The following is a 24,141-nucleotide window of genomic DNA, read 5'->3' as shown; positions in this document are numbered from 1 at the left end:
GCGCGCGGTCTGCTCCGCAGACACGACGCGCCGCCGCTACGCGGCGGGTCCCGGGCTTCGCCCGGGAAGGGGCGGAACTCCGTTCCGCCTGCCGAATCACTCCGTGATCCGGGCATCTGACCTCCGGTCAGATGCGTCTCGTACCGGCCTGCTCCGCAGTCCTGTACGAGACTCGGCATGCCCTCCGGGCATGCCGAAAGACAGCTGGCTACAGAAGGGCGCGCCCTCTTGTGTGGGTTGGGTGGAGGGGCGCAATCCTCACGACACCGGACTGTGCGTCAAAGTTGCTTACTGGATGAGTTCTGGGACTAAGGGACACTCCCTCTTCCTAACTTTGGGGTCCAGTATTGACGTTAAGTCAGTCTCCTTGCATGGTGCGTCATTTCGCGTACTGGTTCCATTCTGGGCTCGCTTGGCATGCCCTCTGAGCCCGCTTGAGAGTCACGAACGGTAACTGTCCTAATTCCGCCCCTACTTGCTCCGATCGCTCTATTCCGATGGGCCTGGGGCCGTAATAGAATTACTGCGTTCGGTGAGGCGGCAACTTCACCGGGTGGAACTCTCGAAGCAAATGAAGGAGTAGCGAAATGGCGAAACTGAAGCCGATTTCTCCGGCCCGGATCGCGGAAGCTCGTGAGGAGGCCTACGCGGTGCTGGCCCGTCTGATGGGCCAGCTGGCGCCGGGCGAGCACGTGGTGCGGCTGGGCGTGACCATGGACGGCGAGGACAAGCCGCTGTGCGCGGCGCTCCCGCTGGCCGTGAAGGGTGACGGTGGCCCGGAAGACCTCGTCGGCGCCGAGGACAAGTACCTGGACAACATGGCGTTCTTGCTGATGGTGGGGCTGGCGCAGCCGCTGTCTTACGGCACGTTGTACCTGCGTAGCCCCTCGGGGGGTGAGGAGGGCGCGGCGTGCGTCATCCGGGCCTGGCACCTGGCGTACTGCACGCTCAGCGAGTGCACCGCATCTGAGGCCGCCGAGTTGATCGGCGACCGCGAACCGGCCGTGTTCCTGGACGCTTTCGGGCTGCACGGCAGCGACGAAGACGAGGGTGAGGCGGTCTACCCGCCCATCGCCTACACCGTCCTGTAGCTGCCCCTGGGGCGGGCCGGGGTGGCGACCTGGCCCGCGCCCCGCTCCGTGGACCGCCGGACGGAGCAGGGCGGGTGGGGGTGCCGGTCAAGGGACCCCGGCACCCCCACCCACAACGACGCGGAGCGTCGTAGAAATCCAGGAGGGGCGGCCCGCATCAGCGGGCCGCCCCTCCGTCGTGCATCGCGTAGCGATGCCACCGCTGACCCTGCCGGGGTGCGGAGCGCCCCGGGGGCGTATCCGCCGCGTAGCGGCGGCGCGTCGCGTCTGCGGAGCAGACCGCGCGCAAAAGTATTCTCGAAGTAGAGCGGGAAATGTGCAGCGCCTTTATTGGTGCCGTATTTCGCTGCGCCCCATTATGTTGCTGGGGTCTGTCTGCTGGCGGGGTACGGCAGATCCGGTGGGTCGGCAAACCCGTGCCGGAACTCCCCGCCAGCAGCGCCTCTCTCGAAGCACCTTCTATCGTAGGGGCCGGGTGCCGGCCATGCCCCCCTGCCCTCACACCCGGCGTGCTGCGTCGGCTGTGTCCGGCGCCCGAGCGCGGAGGCCCCGCCGACGCGCAAGCAGAGGGGGACGGCGCCCCGATCCTCCGATGTGCTCCCTACCCGTCCCCGCCCTTCCCTTTCCCTTCTTCTTCTCGTCTGGGGTGCGTGGGGGTGTGCAGAGGGGGATGTCAGCGGGCGTACCAGGCTTGGTTGTTGGTGTGGCCAGGGGTGATGTGGAGAGGCTCCAGGGCGGTGCGCAACCTCCAGCGCAACACCTTGGCGCAACCTCCAGCGCAACCCGTAGCGCAACAGGGTTCCATCCGAACGCTATAGACACTATTATTTGAAGTCCTGGGGAGGCGACCCCCGGGGACCGCCAGGGATCGACGAAGGGGAAAGACGTGGAACTCCAGATCAGTGACGGGATCGTGCGCGGGGTGCGCGGCGCGGATGCTCCCATGACCGAGCGTGCGATTCGTGCCCGCACGATCGCGAACCTGTTGCCGCTGCTGTGCGTGCGGGCAGGGGTGACGATCGTGCACAACTCCGACCGGAACTACACCGGAATTCGGTTCGAGACGAAGGCCGCTGGTCCGGTCGTCCTGGAAATGCCGACCGGTGAGGAGCCGTACCGCCTCGTTCAGGAGTTCATCGAGCCGGACACGGCAGGGCGCATGGAAGTTGAGTTGCGGCGATTCCCGCAGATCTACAAGCCTCATGGAGTCGCGTACATCGCGGCCGATTTCCTCCGGTCGAAAGGGTTCCTGAAGTAGTCCGCACGGGGCCCCCGATTTGGGGTGTCCCCTCCTCCGGCATCACCGAAAAGGAGAAGGAGCGCCATGGAGAGCACGCGAATTCCAGAGCAGGCCCGGGAAGCCGGAGCGCCGCTGACGGACGCAGAGAAGGAGCAGGCGCGTTATGCGCTGCGGGAGTTGGCGCGCAGCGAGCGGGACCCGGACGCCTTGAGGGTGTCTCACGAGCAGTTTGAGATGGTCCGGCCGTTCTTTGAGTTGGGGTGGGCCCTGGGTGTGCGCACCGGTCACACCGGCCCGGCCATGGCGGACGTGCCGGTCGACCGGACGACGGTTGACCGCGCGTTCGTGCAGTTGTTGTCCGCGCGGGTGGCGAGTCAGCTTGTGATCGGCGTAGCACGGAGTCTTGACCCGCACAACGCCGGACCGGTGCTGTGGCAGAGGGTCAGGTACCACGGCAGCGTGACACGGCGTCACGGCGACTACTGGGTACAGGCGATCAGGGCGGAGGCAGGTCCGGTCAGCGGGGGTCACAGCGTCCGCTACGACCTGTGCGAGGTGATCGGCGGGGTTGCGGTGACCGCTGTCTCGAACGTACGGCGGCAGAGCCTGACGCCGCTTCCGGAGTACCGCAGGCTGTTCTAAGTGTGCAGGTCGGGGGTGGGTTCACCCACCCCCCAAACACACTATTATGAGAGTTGTTCGGGGGTGGTGACCCCGCCCCCGGCCCCGCGGAACCCAACGTCGAAGGGGAAGCGACAAGTGGCAGAGCAGGGAGCCCGGCGGATGCTGCCGGAGGTGCAGAAGTACGTCGAGAGCATCGAAGCGGCCAGTGCGGCCCGGAACGCAGCCGTGGACGCGGCGGACGAGAAGTACCCGGAGCGGTACGGCTACGGCGAGGAGTGTCGGCGCCAGGCCGACGCCTACAGCGAGGAGGTCCGCAAGACCTACGCCACCTACACAGACGCCCAGGAGGCCGCCTGGGGTGCCCTCAAGGCGTCCAGCGATCCGCTCGTGAAGTGGATCGCGGAGAACTGCGCGGGATACCGGGGAGAGGCTCAGCGCATCCTGGCCCTCCTCCCCGCCACGGTCGACGAACTCGATGACCTGGCGGAGACCAACGGCTGGTGCAGCGTCTGGGCCAACTTCAGGCAGCAGGCAATCGATGCCGGAGTCGTTCCCGGCATCAAGCCCCTCAGCCCGGCCAGGAAAGCGGTCTTCGATCGGATCGACCAAGAGGGCTGCTGCATGGGAACGGGGGCCAGGCGACGCATCGGCTACGCCCTGGACGCCTTGATCCAGGAAGCTCTCACGGCTGAGGCCAACGCCACGGAGGCGAAGGCCCCGGGGGACCCCGGCATGACCGTGACGGGCCACAAGCCGCCGAAGCCCGCGTAACAGCAACACCCGAGCCGCCGCGCCCTGTTTCCCCTCCTCGGCAGGGCGCGGCACCCCCGCCAGACGCACGGGCCGATGACTCTCCGCCCCGGCATCCGTACTTCCCGCCCGCAGATGCGGGGCGGCGAGACGCACATCAAGTAGCCGAGCCGCGGGCCGCAGTAACCGGGGTCGAGAGTGCAGCAGAAGCGCCCGGACATCCAGGGGCCGACGCTCACCGCCCCTGCCCAGCCTGCGCCGGCGTTGAAGTCCACCGCCCCGCCGACGGACAGGTGCACCGAGGCCGCCCGGGTACAGGAGGCATGCCCACCGCTGCCCTGGTCAGCGCCCGCCGAGACCCGAACCGCCAGTTCAGGGGGTTCACACACCCGCTAACCACACTATTATTTACGTTGTTCGGGGGGGTGGTGGCCCCACCCCCGACCCCGCAGAGACCAACAGCGAAGGGGAAAACCGCATGACTCAGCAGTTCGCCGAGCGCGCTACGAACGTCGCCCCCACCGGTGCCCGCAACGCCGACGCCTCCGACCTGGTCCGCATCCTGGAGGACGGGCAGCGCCGGAAGCTGGATGTCATCGCTCCCGCGTCCGCGCTGCGGATGCGTGAGGGCAACGTGCACGTAGACGGCGTCGAGTCGCAGATCACGGACAGCGGCGTGACGGTCGTCGACGGCATCTACCGCCCCACGGTCGTTGCCGACGAGGGGATCTCTGACAAGCTCCGCATCCCGCTGGCCTACGTGCGCCGCATGCGCGCGGAAAACGTCCCGCTGCTGGACGAGAACGTCAACGGGTGGCTTCGTGAGGGTCCGGAGCGCCGTTTCCTGCTCCGCGCGTTCCGGAGCGAGAACGGCCCCGGCATGCCCGGCGAGGGGGTGGCCCGCGCGCTGCTGTCCGACAGCTACAAGCTGATGGACAACCTTGACATGCTGCTCGCCGCCCTGGACGGAGTGCAGAAGTCCGGGCACCCCACCCGGATCACGGGATGCGACCTCACCGACCGGCGCATGTACGTGCGCGTCGAGTCCGAAGCGGTCGCGGTCCAGGCCCGTAACCTGCTGCGCGGCTACCGCTCCCCGTTCGACGGACGCAGCGGTGACGAACTCCCGATGATCTCGGCAGGGTTCGTCATCACCAACAGCGAGGTGGGCGCGGGGGCGTACACCATCACCCCGCGCGCGGTCATCCAGGTCTGCCGCAACGGCCTGACCCAGACCAAGGACGTCATGCGCGCCGTGCACCTCGGAGGCAAGCAGGACGAGGGCGTTGTGAACTGGTCCGGCCAGACCCAGCGCAAGACGCTGGAGCTGATCACTTCCAAGACCACCGACGCCGTACGCACCTTCCTGTCACGCGAGTACGTCGAGGCGAAGGTCCATGAGATGGAGGCCGCCGCCGGCAAGACGCTGGACGAGCCGACGAAGACCATCGAGTACGTCACCAAGTCGCTCAGCATCGGCACCGAGACGAAGGACCGCATCCTGTCCCACTTCATCCGGGGCGGGCAGATGACGGCCGGGGGCGTGATGCAGGCAGTCACATCGACCGCGCAGACCCTCACCGACGCCGACCAGGCCGCCGCACTGGAAGCGCTCGCGGTACCCGCCCTCACGGCCGCCGCCGCGCACGGCTGACAGACCCCCGTGCGAGCCGGGCACCTCCCCCAGCCCGGCCCGCACGGGCCCGACCGATCCGCACGGGCCCGACCGATCCACACGGCCCGACCGATCCGAGAGCGCGGAGCGCGCGGCCCGGCCCCGCAGGGAGCGCAGAGCGCACCCGCCCCGTCCCGCCTCTGGCGCGTAGCGGCAGCGCGACGCGTCGGCGCAGCCGACCGCACGCCAGAGCATCCGCTGTGCCCAGGGGCGCAGCACGGCCGGCCTCCGGCGCCCACCGCCCACCGCCCCGTTTCGCCCCGCCCCGTGAGGAGTTCTCATGTCTGCACGCCCGGAGGTCACCCACCCCGGCGACGACGCCATCGCGGCCGCCATGGGCCGCACCCTGACCGCCCTGTCCGCCGTGGTCCAGGCACTCGGAGACGGTGAGCACACGCTGAACCTCGTGGCTCAGCGGACCGACCGCGCGTTCGTCGCGGGCCGTACCGATCTCTCCATCGGCATGGAGCCGCTGCGTCTGGCCGTCCTGGACGAAGACGAGTTCTGCGCCCTGCGCATGCTGCTGGTGTTCGCGCTCGAGGGCAGCACGATGCGCAGCGCCGTCCTGGTCGCCACCACGGCCGCCGAGCCCCACCCCCGCGCGTGCGGCTGGTCCATACGGGACGGGTGGCTGCACCCCATGGACACAGACGCCCTCCAGGCCGCCGTCACTCCGTGCCCCGACATAGCCGCCGTCGAACGCGCGGTCTGCCCCGCCCCCGTTCTCCTCCAGCTCCCCGACTCCGACGAGGAGGCCCCGCATGCCTGAGTTCCCCCGGCCCGACAACGCCGCCACGGCGTCCGCCATGGGACGCGCCCTGCACGCGCTGACCGCGTTGCTCCCGGCCCTCGGTGAGGGGAGTCACGAGCTGCACCTCAACGCCCAGCGCGCGGACGGCACGGAGGTAAGCGCTGACCTGTCCGTGACCGTCGAGCTAGGCTCGTGTCGCGGGGATCACTCCGCCGAGGAGTACGTGCGGTTCTTCGTACTCCTGACGTTCGCACTGGACAACAGCACCGTGCGTGACGCCGTCCTGGTCGCCACGACCACCGACGCAGGCATCCACACGTGCGGGTCGGAGGTACGGGCCGCCCAGGGCAAGCACCACACCCGGGCCCTGCTCTGCCCCGCCAGACGCCGGGTCGACGTCCTCTTCGCGATGCTCAGGGACGGGACCTTCTGCGAACCACAGCCCGTCCCTGCCATCGCCTGGCCGACCTAGACCATGGTCAGAAGGTGATCCGTCGGTCCGTAGTCGATCTTCCAGTCGGCATAGACCCCGCAGAAACCGTCGTTGATGCACCGCAGACCCACGCTCACCCAGCGGACCAATCCGTCGTTGCCGAGCGAGAACGCGACTGCAGCCTCGAACTCCTCGCTTCCACACGGGCAGCCGGCCGCACCAGGCTCGTCGTCCTCCCAGGACTCCTCGTTCCAGTACTCCTCGCTGTCCGCGATGAACGCACGGCTCCCGCAGCCAGAACACTCCCGTTCCGCTCCGGACGCGTTGACCAGCACGAAGAACACGCGGCCGCCGCACCCCGCACACACGGAAGGAGCGATCTTCACCGGGCGAGCGTCGACCGCACTCCGCAGGAATGCCGCGAGCTCCGCAGGTACGCCCTCGCCAACCTGATCATCAGCATGCACGGACACATCGTTCCAGACGCCCCGAACCCCCGCCCCACCAGCTTGACCAAAGACATCGGGGCACCCCCTCGGCCTACTGCGCTTCCTCACCTGGTCCGCCTCCCACCAAGCCGAGGCCGCTCGCCTGGAGGGCGAAGCCCGCGCCGCCCAACCCGCACTCCGTGCCGCCGTGGCCGCCTGGTGGACCGTCGCCCACGGGTTCCTGGCTTCCCCGCACCCGGTGCTGCTGCTGATCCTGGCAGACCTCCCCACCCGGTGTTGCCCCATTCATTGGCCCGCACCATCGCCGTCGAGCGGTGGTGGGCCCCCTACTACGTCGACGTGGCCGGGGAAGAGCGCGAGCGCGCCCAGCGCGCCCACAGTGAGGCCGCCTCCCTGCGTGCCCAGCAGCGCAGGCGCCCGCGCGGCCCAGCCCGTGCCTGACCGGCACTGTCTGACGTCCGGAGGAGAGCGGGGGTCAGGGGTGGGTTCACATCCTCCCAATAGACACTATTATTAGATGTCAAGGAGGGGGCGTCACGAACTGTCCCGGCGGCGGCGCCCCGGCTTCACCAGCCGCGCATGGGCCGCGCGCTTCCTCTACCGCTACCCCAAGTCCGAGGCGTCCGGGCGCCCCTGACGGCCCCTGACTCCTACCCCGCACCCGAGACCGAGACCACCCGCCCGCCCGCCCGACGAGGGAGATGTTCTGATCATGCGTTGGCTGATGAGCCTCGGTGAGCGCACCCGCCCCGACGCACCCACCTACGCCGAGGACCCCGCACCCGGCAAGGCACGCGCCCTTGCCCTGGTCGACGACTTCGCCCACCTCTTCACCGTGCTGAAGCAGTGGAGGCAGGAGTACGGCGAGGAGCTGACCGCCTGGGCCGTACAGGTGGAGGCCGACGATGTCGAAAACCTCCCCGCGGAACTCATCGAGCAGTGGGAATGGGAGGGCGCCCCGGTCCGCGTCGACACCCAGCGGGGCGGCTATGTGAAGGTGTCCGACTACCGCGACACCCCCGTGCGCCCGGGCATCAGCGCCCGCACCTCCACCGGCCTGCCGCTGTGGACCACCGCCCCCTGACCGGCCCGGCAGACCGCTCATACTGCCCACCGCCCCCGCGGAGGGAGAACCCATGCCCGTCGGACGCCATTTCGGCCTGGCCATCACCCCGAAAGCTCCGCGCGTGAGCGGCCAGCTGCGCACCTGGCGCCCGGAGGACTTCGACGACCGGTGCGAGGCGTGCGGCGCACCTCCCGGCCAGCTGTGCCGCCCGTGGTGCGACACCGGCTGCATCGCCGAAGACGCCCGCCGTGACGCCGAGCTCCGCGACCAGGGCGCCAGGAGCCACGCCCCGACCACGCCCACCAGCCATCCGAAGGAGTGAAGAAGTGGCCATGCCGCAGGAGTTGACCATCCAGGACCAGTTGGACGCGTTCGCCGCCGAGGTGGCGCGCGAGTTGGGTACGCACTGCCGTACGGCCGAACTCGCCCACTACGAGCGCGGTCCGGGACGGCTCATCATTGACGGAGACGGCCGCGCCCTGCGCTTGTGCCAGCCCGACGACCGCCGCCCCGACCGGCTGAAGATCTACGCCGCACTGCCGGACGAGACCAAAATGATCGCGCCGTCGATCGGGGTCACAGCCCGCAGCCCCCGCCATGTGGCCCGCGAGATCACCCGGCGGCTGTATCCCCTGCACGCGGAGGCCGCGCAGCAGGCCGCCGAACTCGCCGCACGACAGGAGGCGGAGGAGAGCAGCCGCCGCGCCGTGGCCGAAGCCGTAGCCGGCCAACTGCCCGGGGCCCGGATCGAGGAGCAGTACCGACACACCCGAATCATCTGGCAGCACGACACCAGGCCGCCCGGTGAGCATGGCCCCGTCCAGGTCGACAGCGTCACCGTGCTCATCGGCGCCAACGGTGCGGAGGTGCAGGCCGAAGCGTCCGGGCGCCCCAGCTCCATGATCTCCATGCTGGTCGCGTTCGCCCAGGCAACGCAGGAGTAAGAAGCGCACGTCAGGGGTGGGTTCCCCCTCAACCCAATGACACTATTATCACTTGTCGGGGGTTGTCCTCCGGTTCCCGCCCCGGCGCCGCAGACCCTCGCTGCCCGGCCCGGCCCGCAGAACGAGGCCGCACCCCCGCCCGACCGGGCCGAAGGGCACGGCCCCCACAACCGCACGCCAGGTGCTGTAGCTCAGCTGGCAGAGCGCGGATCTTATAAGTCCTGAGGCCGTGGGTTCGAGTCCCACCAGCACTACTGCAACGCCGTCCCCCAGGACTGGAGTTGTGATGACCCGCACCGAAGTCACCGAGAAGCCCGAGACGCGCGCCGACGTGGTGTCTGCCGTCCTGGCCGCGATCTGGAGCCCCACCGCCTTCCGGACACCCAGGACGAATCCCTTCAGCCCGCCCACGAGAAAGGCGTGCACGTGACCCACACACCTCAGCCCCCCGGCCGGAACGAGCCCCACGCCGCTGGATCGCGCGCGGGAGACAGGGCGCGCACCGACCGCCAGACCACGCGCCGCGCCCTGCGCCGCGAAGTCGCCGGCATCGTCGGCCTGCTCACCGATGAACGGGACTTCCGTGCCATGCGGCACTACCGCACCTTCGTCTTCGCCGACTTCGCGACCTACCTGACAGCGGTCGAAGACCTTCTCAGCAGCCGCGCGTCCCAGGGTGCCCACACCACGGTTGCCCTCTTCGACCCCGAGGAGTACGCCGCTTTCTGCGCGGACACCGGTATCGACCCCGATAGCCCGGCCAGCCGCGCCCGCTTCACCGCCGAACTCGCCACCACGGGCCCGGCCCTTCCCTACGATGGCGGGACCCTGGCCGACCTGATCCCTGACCTGGTCCAGGAGGCCGTCCGTCAGGCCACCTGGGAATACGCCTCCACTCTTCTGGCCCGGATCGGCGCCTGCCCCTGCTGCGGCGAGGACATCGGCCGAGCGGCCTTCGCGCGGGCCTCGGGCTTGGTGGCCCGCATCCTCGAGGCGGCCCGACCGGGCCAACGGCACCTGGTCTGCAGCGTCTCGTCGGCACCCGAAACCCTGGACGCCGTCCTGCACGCGGATACGGACCCCGACGGCGCGAGCCAGCTCGACGAGGCCGAGGCCCTCGAATTCACCACGGTCCTCGCCCTCGGTCTGGCGACCGGCAGCCCGGGCGGCCTCGTCATGCGCACCACCACCCCGAGCGCCCCGGACCAGGTCTACGGCTGGCGACTGCGCAGGGGAGACTTCGAACCCCTCACCGCGGGCGAGGTCTTCGACGCCTACTGCACGGACACCGATTCCGGCGGCCTCGTCTCCCCGGAGTCCGGCGTCGACTACTGCGTCCCGCCGGACCTCGGGCCGGACGCCACGCCACCTCCCCACCGGCACGGAGAGGCCCCAGGCACACCGTAAACGAGCAGGTCAGGAGCGGGTTCACCCCCATATATTTACACTATTATTAGTAGTGAGTGAGGGGATGCCGCCACCCCTCACGTCATTCACCAGGCGACGCCCCCGCCCCCAGTCCAGGAGTTGCCATGCTGCAAACACTGCGCCGTGCCCTGCGGCCGGCACGTCTTCGAATCCCCGCCCGCCGGTTCGCCGCCGGGATCGCGGAACTGCCGCCCACCGCGCGTGAAGCGCTCGGCACCGACGTCACGGCCGGGGAGGCCATCGCCTACAACCGCGTCCGCGTCGCCACCGCGACCGCCGTCGCCCTCTACCGCAGCGGATGCACGCCGCCGTTGACCGACGCCGACCTGGACGACGCCATGCTCGCCCTGGACTTCCCCTACTCCCCGAGCGCGGAAACCCGCGCGTCCATCCGTGCCGCGCTCGCCGTTCTGGACGCCGATCACACCGTCACTGTCACCCGCTGACCCCCGTCCGCCCTGGCCGTGGGCCGCCCCGACCGGGGCGGCCCGCCCGGAAGGAGACCCGGTGTTCCTCGTCGTACCCGACCCCGCTCACGGACTCGTCGCCGCCCCGCAGTCCTCCGACGACCTCACGCCCCTCACCGAACAGTCCCTGGCCGCCCAGGGGTTCGCCTGGAACAACGAGATCGAGGCATACACCCGCCAGGCCGACCACGACCCCGCCGCTGTGGACGACATCGCCGGCATGCTGCGCGAACTGGGCCACTACGTCTTCTCCGCCCACAGGCCGCTACCCAGGGGCTGACCGCCTCGAACGCCCCCGCCCAGCCCCGGAGTTGCTGCCCACGCGCACGACTGCACGGACCCCCGGCGCACCTTCCCGCTACCGCCCCGCCGAGACCGCAACTGACGGCAAACCCGCAGGTCAGGGCTGGGCTCACTCAACCCTCAACGACATCATTATTGATGCTGCTGGTTCTGCGGCGGGGCCAGCACCCCGCCGTACGGGCCCCTCACCGCCGAGCCACGGAAGGACACCCGCGCGAGCCGGCAAGCTCAAGACGGCTGCCCCGACCCGCGAGAGACTACGGTTTAGACGTCATCTCATTTGGTGAGTTTGCGAAAGCAGATGAGGGTGCAGGCGATGCTGGTGAAGGCGAGGAAGTGGTCGGCTTTGCGTTCGTAGCGTCGGTGGAGTCGGCGGCAGCCGGCGAGCCAGGCCATGGTGCGTTCGATGGTCCAGCGGTGGCGGCCCAGTCGTTGGGAGTTCTCGATGCCTCTGCGGGCGATGCGGTGGGTAATGCCGCATCCACGTAACCATCGACGCAGGTGGGGGTAGTCGTAGCCCTTGTCCGCGTGGAGCTTTCCTGGCTTGCGCCGTCGGCGTCCACGGCGGGAGCGGATCGGAGGGATGCCCTTGACCAAGGGGATCAGGGCCTGGCTGTCGTGCAGGTTCGCGCCCGAGATACCGACAGAGATGGGTAGACCGGTCCGTTCGGTGATCAAGTGGATCTTCGAGCCGTACTTGCCTCGATCGACAGGATTCGGACCTGCCAGGTCCCCCTTTTCAGGGCCCGCATATTCACTGAGTCGATCGCGCAGCGGGACCAGTCCAACTCACCTCGGGCACCGAGCTCGTCGAGCACCACGCGGTGGAGCTTGGCCCACACCCGAGCCTTCGACCACTCGCTGAACCGCCGGTGGGCTGTTGCCCCGGACAGCCCGAAAGACGCTGTTGGCAGCTGTTGCCACGTGCAGCCCGACGTGGCAACGAACACGATCGCCGCCAGAACCTCCCGGTCGCCATGCCGACGCCGGCCACCACGCTGAGGCCGTAATGGCGCCTCCGGCACCACCCGCTGGAACAGCTCCCACAGCTCATCCGGCACCAGCCGGTCAACAATCCCCATGCCCCGTCGCGCCTACGACTTGCTCGAGCAATCGGCCTCGGTCCAGGTCGCCTGAAGGTCACGGCAGACAATGGCGAGTGTGCCGTCCCAGCAGGCGATCTCATGGCTGCAGCCTCCGTTGTGCGGCAGGATCTCGTCGAGAATCACAGCCCCGAGGTCCGACCCTCGGTCCCCGTCGGCGGGATCGATGACGAAGCTGGACACGCCTGTGTAGCGGATGACCAGGTCTCGATCATGCTTCCAGCAGTTGTGCTGGAACTCGACCTCCATCGCCTCACCGCCGGCACCCCGGACAGCACGAAGCGTCAGATCCTTCACACATCGCCTGCTGTGGAAGTCGTAGTGGTCCCTGTCAGTGGCGAAGGACCGGGCTCCCGGCGGCAGATCACCAGAGATCGAAGGCAGATGCTCCAGGTAGCGAGACAGGTCCAAGACCCCTGACAGGCCGCCGACCTGCACATCAAGATTGACGTACTCCATCGACCTTCGCCCCCGCTAGTGGCTTCCTACTGGCCGATGAATCGTGGCACAGACTCACCAAATGAGATGACGTCTTAAGGGACAAGGACGACCTTGCCGAGGTTACGGCGCCGCTCGATGAGCGTGTGGGCTCGGGCAGCTTCACCGAGGGGGATCTCCTCGTGTACGGCGGTGCGCAGAGTGCCGGCGTCACGCATCTGCCAGAGCTCACGCAGCCAGCGGTCATAGAGTTCAGGCTTGCCAACAGCGATGGCCCGCATCTGAAAGCCGATCACCGAGGCACCGCGGACCAGGAGTTCGTACGCTTCCACCGTGCCGCCGCCGGAGCTGAAGGCCACCAGCCGGCCGCCCATCGCCAGGGCCCGTACGGCCGGGCGGAGCAGGTCACCGCCGACGCCGTCGAGAATCACGTCGTACGGAGCACCCCAGTCGACATCCTCATACAGGACGACCTCGTCGGCGCCCAGCCCTCGGACGAAGTCAGCCTTGTCGGCGCTGCTGACGGCGGCGACGACGCGTGCTGCCCCGCCGGCCTTGGCGTACTGGAGCGCGAGCGTGCCAACTGCGCTCGCCGCCGCCGTGACCAGGACCGACTCACCGGGCTCCATCCGCGCAGCCTCGTAGGCCCCCCGCGCCACCAGCCCGCTGCGGACCAGCGCGACCGCCTCCACGGCGGTCGCGCCGTCCGGGATCTGGGACGTCATGGCGGTGTTGAGAACCGCGAACTCGGCGTAGGCGTCGGCGAAGCACAGCCCGGTGACGCGCTCTCCGACGCCGAAGGCGGTGACTCCCGCACCCGCGGCGACGATCGTCCCGGCAACCTCGCCGCCCAACGAGACCGGCTCACCGCCCTCCCGCACCTTGCGCACGGTGGGCAGAGTCACCCCGACCGCCTCGACCCGGATCAACACCTCCCCAGCTCCCGCCTCGGGTCGGTCGACCTCCTCGGCGAACAGCACCTCGGGTCCACCGTTGACCTCATGGCGAATACGCAGCACAGGACCTCCCCGATCCAGTTTCATTGGATGCCCCAACGATATGGCGGAAGTCATTGGGAAGTCCAACGATTTTTGGATAGGCTGAGCACATGACCTCGGCCCTCCAGCACATCCAGTCCCTGCCGACCTGGCTCGTCGGCCGTGTGGCGGCGCGCGGCCGGGGCATGGTCGCCGACGCGATCGCCGCAGAGGGGCTGAAGCTCATGCATCACGCGGTGCTGGCCGCGACCGCCGAGTACGGGCCCATCACCCAGGCCGAGCTGGGCCGCCGGTTGGCCGTCGACCCCAAGGACATGGTCGGCATCCTCAACCACCTCCAGACGCAGGGCCTCGTCCTGCGCGCCCCCGACCCCTCCGACCGCCGCAAGAACGCCGTCACCGTCACCCCTAAGGGCGTGGCCGCCCTCAACCGCTGCACAGCTCTGGCCGAAGCCGCCAATGCCGAGCTGCTGGCACCACTCACCCCCGATGAGCAGAACCAGCTGATGGCCCTGCTGACCCGACTCCACGAAGCACCGCAGAACCCGGCCTGATCCGAAAGAGCCGGCCCAGCCGCCCTGCCGGGCCCGACTCACGAGCCCGGCGGTTCCTTTCCCCCGAAGCGCTGTTGCCGGCCCCGGAACCCGAGGTTCTGCCCCAACACCCCGAGGTCGATCTGGCCGGGCGTCAGTCTCGTCGCTTCCGCCAGCTCCACTGAACACGGTCCAGAGCTCGCCTCCAGGGCGCGGCGAACCCGCCCACCCTCCAGGCGCCCCCACGCCGGGGCGCCCGCACAGAGGTGCAGAGCAGACACCCCACAGGATCAGCGTGTGTGCAGGTGAGAGGGCGTCTAGCCCTCACCCATAATTACACTATTATTATGTTTGAAGTGAGGGGGCGACACCCCCACCGCCCCCATTCGCCCAGCAGGCAAAGAGAAGGAGAGCCCCATGGCCACCGCCGTCTCGGCCCAGCCCACCCAGTCCGTCCCGCATGAGGAGGAACACGCGCCGCAGATCGTCCTGCTCGACCCGGCACTGGTGGTGCGCGACGAGCACAACGCCCGCGAAACCGACACCGAACCGGACGAGGAGCTGATCGCCTCCGTCAAGGAGATCGGAGTCGAGGAGACCATCCATGTCCGGCCCCGGCCCGACTGCACCTACAGCGCCTTCAAGGGCTGGCGGCGCGCGCAGGCCCAGCAGGTCGCCAACGCCACCGCCGAGCAGGACGGCCGCCCGGTACGCAGGATCAAGGCACACGTGCGGACGACCCGGTCGGCCGCGACGGCTGGACCCGGTTTCTGTCCCTGGTCGAGAACAAGCACCGCGAGGGAATGAGCGAGCGCAACATCCTCAAGTCGCAGGAGCTGTCCCTGATCGACATGAGCGACGTCGAGCGACGCCAGGCCACCCGGGCTCTCGGCGTCGGCCGCAACGCCGTCAAGCAGGCCAAGGCAGCGCAGAAGCTCGACGACGCCACCCTTCGCCGGGCCACGGCCGCAGGCATGGACCTGGAGCAGACCGCCCAGCTCGCCGAGGTCGAGCACGTGCCCGGCGCGGAACGCCGTCTGCTGCGCGCGCTCCAGCGCGACCACGAGGAGGGCAACGGCGGGCGCGGTCACTGGGACCAGGAGATGGCGCTGCTCAAGGCCGAACTGGACGACGCCGACGCCCGGACCAACGCCGAGGAGGACCTCAAGACGGCGGGTATCCCGCTGCTGGGGCGGGCGGGGTGGGGGCAGAAAGACCCGTCCAAGCCGCTGGCCGAGCTGACCACCGGGCTGGGCAACCCGCTCAACCAGGACAACCACAACAACTGCCCCAGCCACAGCGCCCGGCTCGACGACGAGCACCAGCCCGTGTGGCACTGCGCAGACCCAGCCGCGCACGGCCACAAAGTCCGCCCGCAGCCGAAGAAGCCCAGGACACAGCAGGACGAGGCCCGGGCCGAGGAGCGCCGCAAGGTCATCGCCTGCAACCGGGCCTGGAAGGCCGCCGCCGGTCCCCGCCAGGACTTCGTCACCCGGCTCGTACGGCAGAAGACCCTGCCGGACGCGGCCCGCGTCTTCGCACAGGAGATCGTGCTCACCGTCCCGTACTTCTACAGCTCCTGGACCGGCAAGCACGAGTCCGAGACCGTCGCCCGCTTCCTCGGAGTCAAGGAGCCCAAGCACGCGGACTTGACAGAAACGGCGGTGCAGCTGCCCAAGGCACGCGTCGTCAACGCGCTGTTCGCGCACGTCACCGCTGCCTGCGAGTACGACATCCGCGAACCCAAGACGTGGTCCCACCTCACCGCGCACCAGGCCCGCTACCTGCTGCTCCTCGAAGCGCTCGGCCACGACGACCACGGCAGCTACCGGCTGTCCGAGGTCGAGAACCAGGCCGTCTCCCGCCACCGGCCCGACACCGCCGCCTGAGCGAACCTCCCCCGCAAACCCCCGGCCGGGCACACCCGTACCCGGCCGGCACCCACTCCCGCGTCACAGAGAAGCGACCCAGCACGGTCGTCACCCTGGACGAAATCCTCGACTACATCGGCCAACTGCCGGACGCAATCACGGTCTCCAAGATCCAGGAGGCCACCGCACGGCGGCTCCCGCACGATCGACAAGCAAACTTCCGCGGGACTCGTGGCCGGAAGCCGGGCCCGCATCAACCACTCACTGCGTCCGGCCCTGCTGCGCGGTCTCACCGGCACCGTGCAGGAACGCAACCCCCACCGGCAACCGCGCGGGCCTCCTGCGCCGCGGCCCGCGCAACGGCGAGCCAGGCAGGCCCAAGTACCGCATCCCCGAGGACGTGACGCGCTACCGGATCCCGGGCAGCGGTACCCCCGTCGCCTGCCTGGACGTACCAGGAGCCCCGGCCATGAGCACCCACCGCGCAGTCGAACGCGCCGCCATCCAAGCTGCAATGCAACGCCTCCTGGCCGGCACACCGACCCGCTCCACCGGAGCCCTCACCGTCATCCAGCTCGCCGCCGAGGCCGGAGTCAAACGGTGACTCCTCACCCACAAACACCCCGACCTCCGCAAGGAATTTGAAGAAACCCGGGAATCCGTGAATGGAATTCCCGCCGCTTTCCAAACCCTCCAGGCCAAAGTCGAGGACCTCGAAGCCGCACACAAACGACTACGCCAGCACAACAGCGAACTGACCGAACGAAACGAGATCTATGCCCAAGTCATCCACGCTCTCACGACCGAACTCGCCCAACTCCACAGAGCCCAGACACTCCCTCCCAACGTCCGGCGGCTCCCTACCGACACCACCGCATCGCCCCGCACCTGAGTCTCCAGCGCTCCGCGCCGGAGGAGCCGAGACGTGCATACTCCGCGTTGCTCAGCCGACCGGTCCCCTCACCATAAGAGGCCGTACCGCCGGTTCAAGCAGCGACAGTGTCCGCTGCTGCGCATCGAGGCCGACGCGGATGCCGACCGGCATCGGCAGATTCGGGCCGGCATGTCCGAACTCGACGTTGCCCAGGACGGGGATGTCGCGGTCGCCGAGGACGTCGAGAACCAGCTCGGGGAGGGTCGGGGACGCGTCGGGCGAGTCGAGTCCGTCGATCGCGTGCGGGACGCCCACGACCATGCCGGAGATCCGGTCGAGGATGCCGGAGTGCCGCAGTACCTGCAGATAGCTCCACACATGCGATGCCTGGCCGCCCGCCTCCTCCCAGAAGAGCACCGCGCCGTCGAACCGTTCGAGCGGCAGCGCGAAACGTGTTGCCTGCGCCAGCGCGATGCGATTGAGCAGCCCGCCGATCAGCCGGCCTTCGGTGCGACCGGCACGCCAGCACTCCCACGACGGGGTGGCTGGCAGCGCACCGATCGCCTCGCCGCCGGTCAGCAGCGTCGAGTAGAGCTTTTCAAGTTCCGCTCTGCGTGCTGCTGACGCGGCCTGCCAGTGCCCGCCGATTCCAGGGGTGGCCACGTCGGCATGGAATCCGACCAGACCCGTGCGCGCATAGAGCACCAGATGCAGCAGTGAGATGTCGCTGTAGCCGAGGATCGGCTTGGGGTCGGCCGCGATCGCCTCAACGTCGATCAGGTCGAGGTAACCGAGCGCCGCCTGGCCGCCGTCATGCGCGATGATCGCGCGCACCTCAGGATCACGCAGTAGTCCATTGAACTCCTCGGCAATCTCCGCCGGCCGACTCGCGCTCCACCAGTGGTGCCGCCCTGCTTCGAGGAGCGGTGCCCGACGCACGCGGAATCCCATCCGCTCGATCACGACCACCGCCTGCTCGAGGTCAGGCTCGTAAGCAGCATAGAGCGGCCCGGACAGCGATGCGATAACGACGAGATCTCCGGGCCTCAGGGCACGAGGCCGGAGCAGTTGAGGCAGTGCAGAACCGGTCACCGACGCAGTGTCCCAACACTCGCAACGTCACGCTACACATTTACCGATTGGCGCCCTCCCAGATTGGAAATGGCTCCGTGGAACAGAATTCCCGTGACTTCCCAAACCCTCCAGGCGAAATTCGGTGGCCTCGAAGCCGCACACAAACGACTACGCCAGCACAACACCGAATTCACCGAACGAAACGAGATCTATGCCCAAGTCATCCACGCTCTCACGACCGAACTCGGCACCGACATCACGGCAGGGGAAACCATCGCCTACAACCACGCCCGGGTCGCCACCGCGACCGCCATCGCCCTCCACCGGCCCCGGCTTCCGCGACCCCTACACCGAGGGGTCCGAGTCGTCCGGTTGACTCCCCCCAAGCTGCTAGCCACTGGTATCAGCTGATAGCTATGCTGGGGCCTATGAGTAAGCAGACCAACATCCGGCTGGACGAGGCCGTGCGGGCGGCGGCCGAGGAGCGGGCCAAGAGGCGCGGGCTGAGCTTGCAGGGCTACGTCGCCGATCTGATCGAGCAGGACGTGAACGAGTCCCGGTCTGCGTTCATGGCCGGCGCTGCCGGCTTCCTGGCCTCCTACGCGCAGCGGTTCGAGGCGGAGTTCGGGGAGGACCGATACCCAGGGCTCCCAGACGGGCTGCCGAAGGACGCGCCGAAGGACGCCGCGTGAACCTGAAGGTCGACCTCGCATGGATCCTGGCGGTGGCGCAGCAGATCCCGGGGGATCCCCAGGTCGTCGACTACGGCGTACCGGTCGCCGCCGAGGCCCGCCACCGCGCGGAGATCCTGGGCCAGGAGGTCTACCCCGAGCCGCACCACAAAGCCGCAGCGCTATTGTGCGAGCTGGCGCGGCAGCCGAGCCTGGAGACCCGCAACCTGCTGTTCGCCGCCACCGTGACCGCCGCATATCTGGCCGCGTGCGGGCTGCCGGTCAGCCCCGGTCTCGACACCGTCATCCCCCTGACCCGAGCCGCCCGAGACGGACTGCCCGTACGCGAGGTCGCGGCCCAGATCAAGACGTGGACCAGCTGAACCATCCCTGTCCGAGCACGGGAAACTGCCGTCGCGGGCCGGGCCTTTGCCGGTGCAGCGCCAGTGGACGCAAGGAGAGCGGCCGCCGCACCGTCGCCGAAGCCGTGGCCGGCGCACCGCCCGGGGTCCGGGCCGAGGAGCAGTACCGGCGCACCCGGATCATCCGGCAGCCCGACACCACACCGCCCGGTGAGCATGGCCTTCGTCCACGCCGACAGCGTCACCGTGCCCGTCCGCGCCTCCAACGAGGAGGCGCAGACCGATGCGTCCGCACGCCCCAGCTCCGTGATTCCCCTACTGGCCGCATTCGCCCAGGAGACGGAACGGGAGTAAAAAGCGCAGGTCAGGGGTGGGTTCCCTCTCAACTCAAAGACACTATTATTAGATATCGAGAGCGGTTGCCGCACCGTCGGCCACAAGCCTGCGCAGCTCAGCGGCAGAGCGGCTCCACTTGCGGGTGGTCAGGGTTCACACCCCCTCGCAGGCACGCACCTTGCGCAGCACGCGCCGACGCACGACGGACACGTCGAGGCCAGCACCACCCGATGGACCTCTTCAACGCCCTGATGGGCGGGACCTGACCGCCCCGAACCACACGGAAGGAAACCCTCATGCCGATCACACCGGACCCGGCCACGCCCGCAGGCGCGGCCATCACCGACCTGGCCGACCTGATGGACGGCCTGAAGGAACGCACCGGCCAATGGCCGGGAGCCGACACCGTCGACATCCTCGAAGGATGGCTGAACCGCTTCAGCTTCGCCGTCAAGGAAAATCTCAGCCCGCAGGTGACAGGCCGCGCGTGGGTGCTACGCCAGTGGGACCGACACAACGACGATGTGACGCTCTGGGCTGACGAGGCCTCCGCCCTTGCCTCGCTGGCGCAGCACGTGCGCAACGCCTGGGACGACGTGGCGCGCGAGGACGGCGTCCCGCACCGGCCACCCGCCGACGACCAGACGGCCGTGAACCTCTACTACGGGCCGGACAAGAGCCGTAGCGACGAGGGCTACACGCTGTACGACGCGGACATCTCCCGCTGCGTGCTCGCGCCCCGAAATCCCAGCCTCTCCGACGCCCAGGAGTGCGCGGAGGCGAACAGCACGGCGGTGCTCCACGCGATGCGAGGACCTGACGACGAGGGCCTGCCCTGCATCGAGATCGCAGGCATCCTCGTGTTCGCCTACCTCGACGCCGACCACAGGGCCGTGCGGGTCTCTGTCCATCTCGACACCACCGACGAGCAGTTGGTCCGGGCCGACGGCACGGTGCCGATGCTGGTGGAGATCGCGGACACCACGGTGTTCGACAACCTCACCCCGCCGCCGGCCCCGGCACAGCCGACCGGAGGGAAGGCAGCCTCCGGCGCCTGACCGGCCGTACCGCACACCCCGGCAGCAGGACGTCCCGACCAGGGGGATGCCCCTCCCCCCAAGACGACACCATTATTTACTGTAGGAGGTGTTCGCGTGGCCCCGTCCGTCACGCACGTGAGCGGCACCGTCGCCGGTGGCGTGGAAGTCCGCTTCACCCAAGACGGCATCGCCGTCTGCCGGTTCCGCCTCACCGACACCCCCACACAGTGGGATGCCACCGCACAGAAGTGGCGTGACCTGGACCCGATCTCCTACATCTGCACCGCCTGGCGGGACCTGGCCAAAAACGCCGCCGAATCGCTCGTCGACGGGACCAGCGTCCTGGTCAAGGGCCGCATCACCAAGGTCAGGGACAACTCCCTCTACCTGAGCGTCGACGACCTCGGCATCAGCCTGCGCACGCGCATCGCCTACACCGAAACCAGCCTCCCCAGCCCGATCGCCACCCGCCCCTACACCGCTCCCCCAACGCCCCAGCCCACCGCCACGTCCCACCAGGCCGGGCCGGGCGGCCCACCCGCCTGGTGGGAGCAGAAGCGGTCCACCAACCGGTCCTAGCCCGGCCACTCCACCGCAGCCGCCGACGGCACTCCCCTTCCAGTCGGCCCTGACCACGTCCTCCTTCGTCCGCCCCGACGCGGCACCGGATCGCCCGCCGGTGCCGCGCACTGTCCGAAAGGCCGGCCTTCCCAGGCCCGCACGCGCCCTGCCCGGCCGAGCTGCCCTGTTGGGCGACGTTGAAATTGCCGACCGGCGCGGCACTGAGCGTGCCGACGAGTGAAAGCGAGATCGCCCTGCCGGGGTGGTGCCGGCAGGGCGATCGTCGGCGAGGTGCCGGTTAGGTCGGCAAGGTGCCGGACAGTGGCGTCGTGGGAGTGCCAAGATCGTGACCGTCATTGACCAGCAGAACGAGAGAGTCAAGGTTCAGCCATGTCCCGATGGATAGTGCTTGTCACGCCCGTTGGAGGGGTCGGCGCTGAAGCGTCCAGCGTTCGCACCTTGGCCGAATTTGAAGGCAGTGCGGAGGAGGCGATGACGGAGTTCGCGAAGAGGGTGAACACCTATGACCGTGACGTCACGAAGGTCAAGCGGCGCGAGGTGTTCCGATGCTCGGACCGGTCCTACCTTGTTCGGGTGAACGGGCGGCTCAATGAGTTCGAGTACTTCTTCCAGCTTGCCGAGCTGGTCGCCGACACAAAGTCACCGGACCTTCCTGACACGGTCGGTTAGCAGCGGCGGTCGCTCTGTTCTCGCAGCCGCTCAGTCGAGGACTTCGGAGACGGCGAACCGAGCGGCTTTCTCGTCGTCCAGCCGGGTGGCCACGCTGCGGAACCGCCTGCGGGGCTTGAGCGCGAGCAGGAGACGAAGGTGACTGATGATGCGGTCAGCCGCGGACTTCGACACGCCGAACAGCGGTGCGAGCTGCCGCAGCGTTAAGTTGGTGCGCCAGTACGTCGTGACAAGCAGCACCCGATCCTCCAGTGGCAGGCTCCACGGCCGGCCTCTGCGGACCGTGTCAGCACCTCGTGCCGCAGAGCCACCAGCGTGTTGAAACAGCGGGGACTCAGCCCGGCGAACGGAGCTATCCAGGACGGCTGCCACGCCGCAATCACAGCAGACATCGCGAGGTCATCGCACTCGTAGCCAGGGTCCCGCTCACGGTAGTTCTCGACGCCCTACCGAACCTGAGCAACGCTCCCCACCACCCCTTGATGACCTGGGTCAGTCGAAGAGGGCAACGACTCCATTCACCCAGATCGCGAGAAACGCGAGGCCGCCCACCAGGCAGCCACCACCCGCCAGCACACCGCCGACCGTCCACGGCTCGGAGGGCGCCTCCTCGTAGTTGTCCTCCAGGCCGTCCAGGTAGGAGGCGGGGTCGTCCCAGTCGACAGGGTGCCCTAGCTCCTCGGCGCAGGCGGTCCGTTCGGCGACCAGTTGCTTCTCCGCGAAGGAGGAGGCAGCCATCGCCTCGGGACCTCGCCAGGCTAGGGCCTTCATCCGCCGCGCAGGAGATCCATACCGCGCCTCGAAGGCGACGGTCTCGTCGGCGTTTCGGTCCTCTTCGAGGTACATCCACCGCCCGGCCTCGGCGGCATCCCCATAGAGCCGGTACACCTCGGCCAGACGCCGACGGAGCGTCAGGTCGTACGGGAAGGACGAGACGAGACCGCGCAAACGCTGGCGCGCAACAGGAACCCGGCCGGCGGCCAGGTCTGCGTCGACTCGGGCAAGGGTCTCGCTCAAGGGCATGAGCACATGATCGGGCATCGCACTGATCCCCGTCGACCTGGTTGTCTGCCCAGCATTTGCTCGCTCCCAATGGAACCCACCGGGCGCCCTTACTTACGGGACAGCCTTACCGAGGTGGTGGTGCTGTCCCAGGGCGAGCCCCTGGGAGTCCTCCGATCCGTGGCCCGCCAACGACCCCCTGCTGATCGTCCCCGCCCAGCGGCTGCCCGACCGGCCCTTCGAGGAGTGACAGCCGCCACGCCCCCTACGACCTACACGCCGTCACTGCCCGGCCTCAGCGCCGACGACGACGATCTCGACACCATCATCAACTGGGCGCCGGCGCTGACTCCTCGGCCTACCTCGCCAAGATGCTCACCGCCCCGGACGCGCACGGCATCGACCGCGACCGCACCGCCGTCCTCTACATGGCCACCGGCAGCGAGTGGCCCGAGACCCGGCTCCTGGCCGACGAGTTCATGCTCCCGCTGCTGCGCGAGAACGGCGTGCGCTTCGTCCAGCTGGCGCGCAACGGGCACCTCCTGTCCGACGGGATCACGATCCTGGACGACTCCCGCCACCCCGAACAGCTCATCGCGCGGGGGCCATGGACGCTGTGGGACGACCAGGAGTCCGTCGGCACGGTGCCCCAGGTGGCTGGCACCCGCAAATGCTCGCTGTGGGCGAAGGGCGACGTCGGCGACTGGTGGCTCAAGCAGGTCTTCGGCGGTCGGCCGTTCCGGCAGATCATGGGCTTCAACGCCGACTTATGTCGCTGGATTGTTATCTGTCCATTGTCCATGACGCCTGTCTGGCTGAGGTGTGTCTGGTTGCCGTCGCCATGACGGTCGTGTTTGAAGCCTTGTGAGGACTCCCCATGCCGCCGGCCGCTGTCGTCGGTTGCAGATTTGATCTTTGACAATTGCACAGTGGTTTCACCGTGCCCTGTCACAGGTGTGGCGCGCGGCACAAGTCGCGTGCCACCACCCGTGGTGGTGTCCGTACGGGTTTGGTCCGGTCTCCACAGTCAAGCTCCGCATCAAGGTCACCTGCGGTGCTGGCAGTCCTGCCGCAGCGCTTGCGGTGGTGTTCAAGCTCGTCGAGGCCGCTTTGGCCTGATGGCGCGCGATCACCGGCGTGTACTTGGTTCTTCTCGTCCGTGCGGGAGCCTGGTTCGACAGCGGCGTTCTGGTCGAGCGCGGAGAGCGGGCGGCGTGAACATCCACGACATCCTGCAGGAGCCGGACGAACACTTCCGTTTCGCGGCCTGCCTCGATGAGCTGTGGCAGGTCGCCGACGCGGATGAGGTCGACCTGGTTGCCCGCGTTCTTGGCGATCCGGCATCCACGTGGTCGTGTCCAGGAGGT

The 24,141-nt window shown here is 68.6% G+C and carries 32 protein-coding genes, 1 tRNA gene and 2 pseudogenes; 28 read left to right on the top strand and 7 right to left on the bottom strand.

What is annotated here, in order from left to right:
• Window positions 1-587: 587 nt before the first annotated feature.
• The 7 genes from ACZ56U_RS37680 (at window position 588) to ACZ56U_RS37650 (ending at window position 6,603) form a co-directional block, all read left to right on the top strand.
• On the top strand, window positions 588-1,091 hold the full coding sequence (locus ACZ56U_RS37680; protein ID WP_469088442.1) for a hypothetical protein: 504 nt from the start codon (window positions 588-590) through the stop codon (window positions 1,089-1,091).
• A gap of 886 nt (window positions 1,092-1,977) precedes the next feature.
• Window positions 1,978-2,349: a hypothetical protein gene (locus tag ACZ56U_RS37675; RefSeq protein WP_469088441.1), complete on the top strand. Its 372-nt coding sequence runs from the start codon at window positions 1,978-1,980 to the stop codon at window positions 2,347-2,349.
• Window positions 2,350-2,415: 66 nt separating this feature from the next.
• Window positions 2,416-2,973 (top strand): hypothetical protein, encoded by a 558-nt coding sequence (locus ACZ56U_RS37670; protein ID WP_469088440.1) that lies wholly within the window; start codon window positions 2,416-2,418, stop codon window positions 2,971-2,973.
• Between the two features lie 117 nt (window positions 2,974-3,090).
• Entirely contained in the window at window positions 3,091-3,726 is a 636-nt protein-coding gene (locus tag ACZ56U_RS37665) for a hypothetical protein (protein ID WP_469088439.1), read from the top strand.
• Between the two features lie 457 nt (window positions 3,727-4,183).
• Window positions 4,184-5,359: a DUF932 domain-containing protein gene (locus tag ACZ56U_RS37660; protein WP_469088438.1), complete on the top strand. Its 1,176-nt coding sequence runs from the start codon at window positions 4,184-4,186 to the stop codon at window positions 5,357-5,359.
• 301 nt (window positions 5,360-5,660) lie between these two features.
• Complete coding sequence (locus tag ACZ56U_RS37655) at window positions 5,661-6,149, top strand: hypothetical protein (RefSeq protein WP_469088437.1); 489 nt, start codon at window positions 5,661-5,663, stop codon at window positions 6,147-6,149.
• Window positions 6,142-6,603, top strand: a complete 462-nt coding sequence (locus ACZ56U_RS37650) for a hypothetical protein (protein ID WP_469088448.1) — start codon at window positions 6,142-6,144, stop codon at window positions 6,601-6,603. Before ACZ56U_RS37655 ends, ACZ56U_RS37650 begins: the two co-directional genes overlap by 8 nt.
• Here ACZ56U_RS37650 and ACZ56U_RS37645 read toward each other — a convergent pair.
• On the bottom strand, window positions 6,600-7,031 hold the full coding sequence (locus tag ACZ56U_RS37645) for a hypothetical protein (protein WP_469088436.1): 432 nt from the start codon (window positions 7,029-7,031) through the stop codon (window positions 6,600-6,602). The genes ACZ56U_RS37650 and ACZ56U_RS37645 overlap by 4 nt on opposite strands.
• Window positions 7,032-7,289: 258 nt before the next feature.
• Between ACZ56U_RS37645 and ACZ56U_RS37640 the strand changes: the two genes are divergently transcribed.
• The 9 genes from ACZ56U_RS37640 (at window position 7,290) to ACZ56U_RS37600 (ending at window position 11,198) form a co-directional block, all read left to right on the top strand.
• Window positions 7,290-7,454, top strand: coding sequence for a hypothetical protein (locus tag ACZ56U_RS37640; RefSeq protein ID WP_469088435.1), 165 nt, complete (start codon window positions 7,290-7,292; stop codon window positions 7,452-7,454).
• A gap of 271 nt (window positions 7,455-7,725) precedes the next feature.
• On the top strand, window positions 7,726-8,097 hold the full coding sequence (locus tag ACZ56U_RS37635; RefSeq protein ID WP_469088434.1) for a hypothetical protein: 372 nt from the start codon (window positions 7,726-7,728) through the stop codon (window positions 8,095-8,097).
• A gap of 52 nt (window positions 8,098-8,149) precedes the next feature.
• Window positions 8,150-8,401, top strand: a complete 252-nt coding sequence (locus ACZ56U_RS37630; RefSeq protein WP_469088433.1) for a hypothetical protein — start codon at window positions 8,150-8,152, stop codon at window positions 8,399-8,401.
• A 10-nt stretch (window positions 8,402-8,411) separates the two neighbouring features.
• Complete coding sequence (locus ACZ56U_RS37625; RefSeq protein WP_469088446.1) at window positions 8,412-9,023, top strand: hypothetical protein; 612 nt, start codon at window positions 8,412-8,414, stop codon at window positions 9,021-9,023.
• A 180-nt stretch (window positions 9,024-9,203) separates the two neighbouring features.
• Window positions 9,204-9,277, top strand: a tRNA-Ile gene (locus ACZ56U_RS37620).
• A gap of 32 nt (window positions 9,278-9,309) precedes the next feature.
• Complete coding sequence (locus ACZ56U_RS37615; RefSeq protein ID WP_469088432.1) at window positions 9,310-9,453, top strand: hypothetical protein; 144 nt, start codon at window positions 9,310-9,312, stop codon at window positions 9,451-9,453.
• Window positions 9,454-9,551: 98 nt separating this feature from the next.
• A complete protein-coding gene (locus ACZ56U_RS37610) occupies window positions 9,552-10,430 on the top strand; it encodes a hypothetical protein (protein WP_469088445.1) in 879 nt (292 codons plus the stop codon).
• Between the two features lie 125 nt (window positions 10,431-10,555).
• Entirely contained in the window at window positions 10,556-10,897 is a 342-nt protein-coding gene (locus tag ACZ56U_RS37605) for a hypothetical protein (RefSeq protein WP_469088431.1), read from the top strand.
• Between the two features lie 61 nt (window positions 10,898-10,958).
• Complete coding sequence (locus ACZ56U_RS37600) at window positions 10,959-11,198, top strand: hypothetical protein (RefSeq protein WP_469088430.1); 240 nt, start codon at window positions 10,959-10,961, stop codon at window positions 11,196-11,198.
• Window positions 11,199-11,497: 299 nt separating this feature from the next.
• Here the strand turns inward: ACZ56U_RS37600 and ACZ56U_RS37595 are convergent.
• The 3 genes from ACZ56U_RS37595 to ACZ56U_RS37585 form a co-directional block, all read right to left on the bottom strand.
• Window positions 11,498-12,303 (bottom strand): IS5 family transposase gene (locus tag ACZ56U_RS37595; RefSeq protein ID WP_469088429.1). Its coding sequence is split into 2 segments (ribosomal slippage): window positions 11,498-11,958 and window positions 11,958-12,303, totalling 807 coding nucleotides; the frame shifts between segments, so codons are not numbered across the junction.
• Between the two features lie 12 nt (window positions 12,304-12,315).
• Window positions 12,316-12,783, bottom strand: coding sequence for a hypothetical protein (locus ACZ56U_RS37590; protein WP_469088428.1), 468 nt, complete (start codon window positions 12,781-12,783; stop codon window positions 12,316-12,318).
• Window positions 12,784-12,857: 74 nt separating this feature from the next.
• Window positions 12,858-13,781, bottom strand: coding sequence for a quinone oxidoreductase family protein (locus ACZ56U_RS37585; protein ID WP_469088427.1), 924 nt, complete (start codon window positions 13,779-13,781; stop codon window positions 12,858-12,860).
• Between the two features lie 89 nt (window positions 13,782-13,870).
• Here ACZ56U_RS37585 and ACZ56U_RS37580 point away from each other — a divergent pair, with 89 nt between their 5' ends.
• The 4 genes from ACZ56U_RS37580 to ACZ56U_RS37565 all read left to right on the top strand — a co-directional run bounded on the left by ACZ56U_RS37580 (window position 13,871) and on the right by ACZ56U_RS37565 (window position 16,768).
• The gene (locus tag ACZ56U_RS37580) at window positions 13,871-14,314 is read left to right on the top strand and encodes a MarR family winged helix-turn-helix transcriptional regulator (protein ID WP_469088426.1); all 444 of its coding nucleotides are present in this window, start codon (window positions 13,871-13,873) and stop codon (window positions 14,312-14,314) included.
• Between the two features lie 396 nt (window positions 14,315-14,710).
• Window positions 14,711-15,100 carry a ParB N-terminal domain-containing protein gene (locus tag ACZ56U_RS37575; protein ID WP_469088425.1) on the top strand — a complete coding sequence of 130 codons (390 nt, stop codon included), beginning with the start codon at window positions 14,711-14,713 and terminating at the stop codon, window positions 15,098-15,100.
• Window positions 15,097-16,182, top strand: a complete 1,086-nt coding sequence (locus ACZ56U_RS37570; RefSeq protein ID WP_469088424.1) for a ParB/RepB/Spo0J family partition protein — start codon at window positions 15,097-15,099, stop codon at window positions 16,180-16,182. The genes ACZ56U_RS37575 and ACZ56U_RS37570 overlap by 4 nt, the downstream gene beginning before the upstream one ends.
• 451 nt (window positions 16,183-16,633) lie before the next feature.
• A complete protein-coding gene (locus ACZ56U_RS37565) occupies window positions 16,634-16,768 on the top strand; it encodes a hypothetical protein (protein WP_469088423.1) in 135 nt (44 codons plus the stop codon).
• A 339-nt stretch (window positions 16,769-17,107) separates the two neighbouring features.
• Here ACZ56U_RS37565 and ACZ56U_RS37560 read toward each other — a convergent pair whose 3' ends face one another.
• Complete coding sequence (locus ACZ56U_RS37560) at window positions 17,108-18,130, bottom strand: S66 peptidase family protein (RefSeq protein ID WP_469088422.1); 1,023 nt, start codon at window positions 18,128-18,130, stop codon at window positions 17,108-17,110.
• A gap of 410 nt (window positions 18,131-18,540) precedes the next feature.
• Between ACZ56U_RS37560 and ACZ56U_RS37555 the strand changes: the two genes are divergently transcribed.
• The 6 genes from ACZ56U_RS37555 to ACZ56U_RS37530 all read left to right on the top strand — a co-directional run bounded on the left by ACZ56U_RS37555 (window position 18,541) and on the right by ACZ56U_RS37530 (window position 21,772).
• The gene (locus tag ACZ56U_RS37555) at window positions 18,541-18,804 is read left to right on the top strand and encodes a hypothetical protein (RefSeq protein ID WP_469088421.1); all 264 of its coding nucleotides are present in this window, start codon (window positions 18,541-18,543) and stop codon (window positions 18,802-18,804) included.
• A complete protein-coding gene (locus ACZ56U_RS37550) occupies window positions 18,801-19,166 on the top strand; it encodes a hypothetical protein (RefSeq protein WP_469088420.1) in 366 nt (121 codons plus the stop codon). The genes ACZ56U_RS37555 and ACZ56U_RS37550 overlap by 4 nt, the downstream gene beginning before the upstream one ends.
• Window positions 19,167-19,355: 189 nt before the next feature.
• The gene (locus ACZ56U_RS37545) at window positions 19,356-19,499 is read left to right on the top strand and encodes a hypothetical protein (RefSeq protein WP_469088419.1); all 144 of its coding nucleotides are present in this window, start codon (window positions 19,356-19,358) and stop codon (window positions 19,497-19,499) included.
• Window positions 19,500-19,777: 278 nt separating this feature from the next.
• On the top strand, window positions 19,778-20,539 hold the full coding sequence (locus tag ACZ56U_RS37540; RefSeq protein WP_469088418.1) for a hypothetical protein: 762 nt from the start codon (window positions 19,778-19,780) through the stop codon (window positions 20,537-20,539).
• A gap of 96 nt (window positions 20,540-20,635) precedes the next feature.
• Window positions 20,636-21,100 carry a single-stranded DNA-binding protein gene (locus ACZ56U_RS37535; protein WP_469088417.1) on the top strand — a complete coding sequence of 155 codons (465 nt, stop codon included), beginning with the start codon at window positions 20,636-20,638 and terminating at the stop codon, window positions 21,098-21,100.
• 372 nt (window positions 21,101-21,472) lie between these two features.
• Window positions 21,473-21,772, top strand: coding sequence for a hypothetical protein (locus ACZ56U_RS37530; protein WP_469088416.1), 300 nt, complete (start codon window positions 21,473-21,475; stop codon window positions 21,770-21,772).
• Window positions 21,773-21,871: 99 nt separating this feature from the next.
• On the opposite strand, the pseudogene ACZ56U_RS37525 reads toward ACZ56U_RS37530, so the two are convergent.
• Window positions 21,872-22,164 (bottom strand): annotated as a pseudogene (locus ACZ56U_RS37525) (helix-turn-helix domain-containing protein); the annotation flags it as partial.
• A 100-nt stretch (window positions 22,165-22,264) separates the two neighbouring features.
• Complete coding sequence (locus ACZ56U_RS37520; protein ID WP_469088415.1) at window positions 22,265-22,795, bottom strand: DUF6584 family protein; 531 nt, start codon at window positions 22,793-22,795, stop codon at window positions 22,265-22,267.
• Window positions 22,796-23,145: 350 nt separating this feature from the next.
• On the opposite strand from ACZ56U_RS37520, the gene ACZ56U_RS37515 reads away from it, so the two are divergent.
• Both ACZ56U_RS37515 and ACZ56U_RS37510 read left to right on the top strand, forming a co-directional pair.
• Window positions 23,146-23,619: a hypothetical protein gene (locus ACZ56U_RS37515; RefSeq protein WP_469088414.1), complete on the top strand. Its 474-nt coding sequence runs from the start codon at window positions 23,146-23,148 to the stop codon at window positions 23,617-23,619.
• Between the two features lie 175 nt (window positions 23,620-23,794).
• Window positions 23,795-23,992 (top strand): annotated as a pseudogene (locus tag ACZ56U_RS37510) (IS256 family transposase); the annotation flags it as partial.
• Between the last annotated feature and the right edge of the window lie 149 nt (window positions 23,993-24,141).

The organism is Streptomyces sp. NPDC034103, assembly GCF_055575395.1.
This window is presented reverse-complemented; position numbering and strand designations above follow the sequence as displayed.

Coding starts and splice junctions, on each gene's coding strand:
- ACZ56U_RS37680 (WP_469088442.1), top strand. CDS start 588: ATGGCGAAACTGAAGCCGATTTCTCCGGCCCGGATCGCGGAAGCTCGT.
- ACZ56U_RS37670 (WP_469088440.1), top strand. CDS start 2,416: ATGGAGAGCACGCGAATTCCAGAGCAGGCCCGGGAAGCCGGAGCGCCG.
- ACZ56U_RS37660 (WP_469088438.1), top strand. CDS start 4,184: ATGACTCAGCAGTTCGCCGAGCGCGCTACGAACGTCGCCCCCACCGGT.
- ACZ56U_RS37655 (WP_469088437.1), top strand. CDS start 5,661: ATGTCTGCACGCCCGGAGGTCACCCACCCCGGCGACGACGCCATCGCG.
- ACZ56U_RS37650 (WP_469088448.1), top strand. CDS start 6,142: ATGCCTGAGTTCCCCCGGCCCGACAACGCCGCCACGGCGTCCGCCATG.
- ACZ56U_RS37635 (WP_469088434.1), top strand. CDS start 7,726: ATGCGTTGGCTGATGAGCCTCGGTGAGCGCACCCGCCCCGACGCACCC.
- ACZ56U_RS37630 (WP_469088433.1), top strand. CDS start 8,150: ATGCCCGTCGGACGCCATTTCGGCCTGGCCATCACCCCGAAAGCTCCG.
- ACZ56U_RS37625 (WP_469088446.1), top strand. CDS start 8,412: ATGCCGCAGGAGTTGACCATCCAGGACCAGTTGGACGCGTTCGCCGCC.
- ACZ56U_RS37615 (WP_469088432.1), top strand. CDS start 9,310: ATGACCCGCACCGAAGTCACCGAGAAGCCCGAGACGCGCGCCGACGTG.
- ACZ56U_RS37605 (WP_469088431.1), top strand. CDS start 10,556: ATGCTGCAAACACTGCGCCGTGCCCTGCGGCCGGCACGTCTTCGAATC.
- ACZ56U_RS37590 (WP_469088428.1), bottom strand. CDS start 12,783: ATGGAGTACGTCAATCTTGATGTGCAGGTCGGCGGCCTGTCAGGGGTC.
- ACZ56U_RS37580 (WP_469088426.1), top strand. CDS start 13,871: ATGACCTCGGCCCTCCAGCACATCCAGTCCCTGCCGACCTGGCTCGTC.
- ACZ56U_RS37575 (WP_469088425.1), top strand. CDS start 14,711: ATGGCCACCGCCGTCTCGGCCCAGCCCACCCAGTCCGTCCCGCATGAG.
- ACZ56U_RS37570 (WP_469088424.1), top strand. CDS start 15,097: ATGAGCGAGCGCAACATCCTCAAGTCGCAGGAGCTGTCCCTGATCGAC.
- ACZ56U_RS37565 (WP_469088423.1), top strand. CDS start 16,634: ATGAGCACCCACCGCGCAGTCGAACGCGCCGCCATCCAAGCTGCAATG.
- ACZ56U_RS37555 (WP_469088421.1), top strand. CDS start 18,541: ATGAGTAAGCAGACCAACATCCGGCTGGACGAGGCCGTGCGGGCGGCG.
- ACZ56U_RS37540 (WP_469088418.1), top strand. CDS start 19,778: ATGCCGATCACACCGGACCCGGCCACGCCCGCAGGCGCGGCCATCACC.
- ACZ56U_RS37530 (WP_469088416.1), top strand. CDS start 21,473: ATGTCCCGATGGATAGTGCTTGTCACGCCCGTTGGAGGGGTCGGCGCT.
- ACZ56U_RS37520 (WP_469088415.1), bottom strand. CDS start 22,795: ATGCCCTTGAGCGAGACCCTTGCCCGAGTCGACGCAGACCTGGCCGCC.
- ACZ56U_RS37515 (WP_469088414.1), top strand. CDS start 23,146: ATGCTCACCGCCCCGGACGCGCACGGCATCGACCGCGACCGCACCGCC.